At 44.9% G+C, this 2,035-nt stretch carries 2 protein-coding genes and 1 pseudogene; 1 reads left to right on the forward strand and 2 read right to left on the reverse strand.

The genetic code is table 11. The features are described from left to right. Positions 1 to 109: 109 nt before the first annotated feature. Positions 110 to 790: an MIP/aquaporin family protein gene (locus ABID29_RS12220; protein ID WP_354366424.1), complete on the reverse strand. Its 681-nt coding sequence runs from the start codon at positions 788 to 790 to the stop codon at positions 110 to 112. Positions 791 to 868: 78 nt separating this feature from the next. Then, positions 869 to 1,394: pseudogene (locus tag ABID29_RS12225) on the reverse strand (GNAT family N-acetyltransferase). Positions 1,395 to 1,433: 39 nt separating this feature from the next. Here ABID29_RS12225 and ABID29_RS12230 point away from each other — a divergent pair. Beyond that, on the forward strand, positions 1,434 to 1,859 hold the full coding sequence (locus ABID29_RS12230; protein WP_354366426.1) for a hypothetical protein: 426 nt from the start codon (positions 1,434 to 1,436) through the stop codon (positions 1,857 to 1,859). Positions 1,860 to 2,035: the final 176 nt, after the last annotated feature.

Here is a 2,035-nt window from a genome sequence, read left to right on the forward strand (position 1 = left end):
AAACCACACAGTGATTCTTTCATCTTGATTGTTTTCAAGACAGAAATCACTGCGTGGTTTTATTTTGAAACTAGTTTTTGCCCGGCCTCTTTTTGCGGGAGAGACCGTTTTATTCTTCTGTCCCGAGAAGGTGCTTGCCAACAAGAGCCGCAAGGACACCACCTACAATAGGAGCGAGGATGAAGACCCATACTTGGCTCAGAGCTGTGCCACCGACAAAGAGAGCAGGAGCAAGGCTGCGCGTTGGGTTTACAGAAAGACCAGTCACGTTTAAGCCGACCAAGATCAAGAGAGTCAAGGTCAAACCGATCACGATACCGGCGATTTTGCCGTTGCCTTTTGTAACAGAAGTCACAGTGACAATCACCAAGATAAAGATGAAGGAAACCAGTGCTTCAAACAAGAAGGCGCCAAGAGCATTGACGGTTGAGAAACCATTTTCACCAAGGCTTGTGATTTCTGCGCCAGCATTTGTCAAGAAAAAGATAAGAGCGGCAGAAGCAAGGATAGCACCGAGCACTTGGGCAGCGATATAGGTCACAAGTTCCTTAGCATCCATGCGTTTGTTGACAAACATAGCGATAGAGACAGCTGGATTCAAGTGGGCACCTGAGATGGTTCCGATTGAAAAAGCTGCAGCCACAATGCTCAGACCAAAAGCAAGGGCGATACCAAGGTGACCAAGACCTTCTGTACCATTTCCAAAGACGACGGCACCTGTCCCGATAAAGACAAGCATAAATGTACCGATCAATTCGGCTGTGAATTTTTTCGTGTTAAAAACCTCCATGAGAAAATTTTATGAAAAATAATGAAAATTTCAAGCAAAAAGGCTTTTACAGGGAGGAGGTAGGAAATATGGTCTCATCTAGAGAGAAATCCAGTAGCGCAACATGGTGTCCCCGTCGCTTTCATCCAGACGGCTGTCTTCATACTGGCCTCCATTTGCTAGGATAGTCTTTTGAGAGCCAATGTTCCAATCAGCGGCCGTTATGAGGACCTCAGAGAGCCCGAGTTTTTTGGCTTCCAGAAGGGCTAGTCCGAGTTGTTCTGTGGCATATCCTTTGTGGCGTTCTTTGGGATGAATAGAGTAACCGATGTGGCCAGCGATATTGAGGAGAAAGTCTTGGTTGATATCGTGGCGGATGTTGCAGATGCCGACCATCTTTTGATCGGCTTTCCGGATACACAAGAAGGTAGAAGAAGGCGACCGTCCTTCTTGGCAGCTATCATAGGACGAGGAAAGCTCTAAGTGTTGGAGCCAGTCTTCAAAGGAATCGATCTTTTCTAAGTGGTTGCCCCCATAGAGGTGTTCCTGGGAAAAAAGCGTCCTTGTAGGACAGGACTTGGTCTTTAAAAGCAGGACTAGGTGGGGTTAAATAGAGGTTTTCCATGGCAGAAACTCCTTTTCTTTTTGGGAGATTGTAGCAGGTTTGAACAGACTTGTCAAGCTTGGCCTGACAAGGGATTTGGGATATCATCAATGGAAAAATAAGAAGGAGTTTTTCTATGCTTGGTCTTGCTCGTCGTTTTTTGATCGGATTGTCGTTGGTCTTCTTTTTTGTATGGCCTTGTTGCTTCTTATTTCCTTTCAAAAAGGAGAAAGAGTTCTATATTTGGGGCAAGTCCCTTCTAACGTCTTTTGGCTTGGGAGTCTCTTATCAGCCAGAGAGGGAGAGCGGTTGAAGGTATATGGCCTAGGATTGGTTTTGTCTCTTTCCATGATCTACATCCTACCGTATCAGACAGCGATTTCCTACCCTGCAGGTTTTGGCTTGGTCGGACTGTCTTTGTTGACACTCTTTCTGTGCCGAGCGACCAAAAAAGATCTCTTGGGCATGGCCTGGTGGACAGAATAAAAAAACAGTGAAATTTCTGGTTTCGCTGTTTTCTTATGCCCCACGCCAAACGCATGAAGAAAATTTTATTTTCAGAAAGCGAGATTCATAATGACAAAATCAATCAAAGTAGTAGACTATAGATGAGGTGACTACGATGATTGATTTTATTATTTCTATTGATGATTGCGCAGGTG

The organism is Streptococcus rupicaprae, from assembly GCF_040545225.1.
GTDB classification, from domain to species: Bacteria; Bacillota; Bacilli; order Lactobacillales; family Streptococcaceae; genus Streptococcus; species Streptococcus rupicaprae.

Excerpts from the sequence above, each read along its gene's own strand:
- ABID29_RS12220 (WP_354366424.1), bottom strand. The coding sequence starts at position 790 with ATGGAGGTTTTTAACACGAAAAAATTCACAGCCGAATTGATCGGTACA.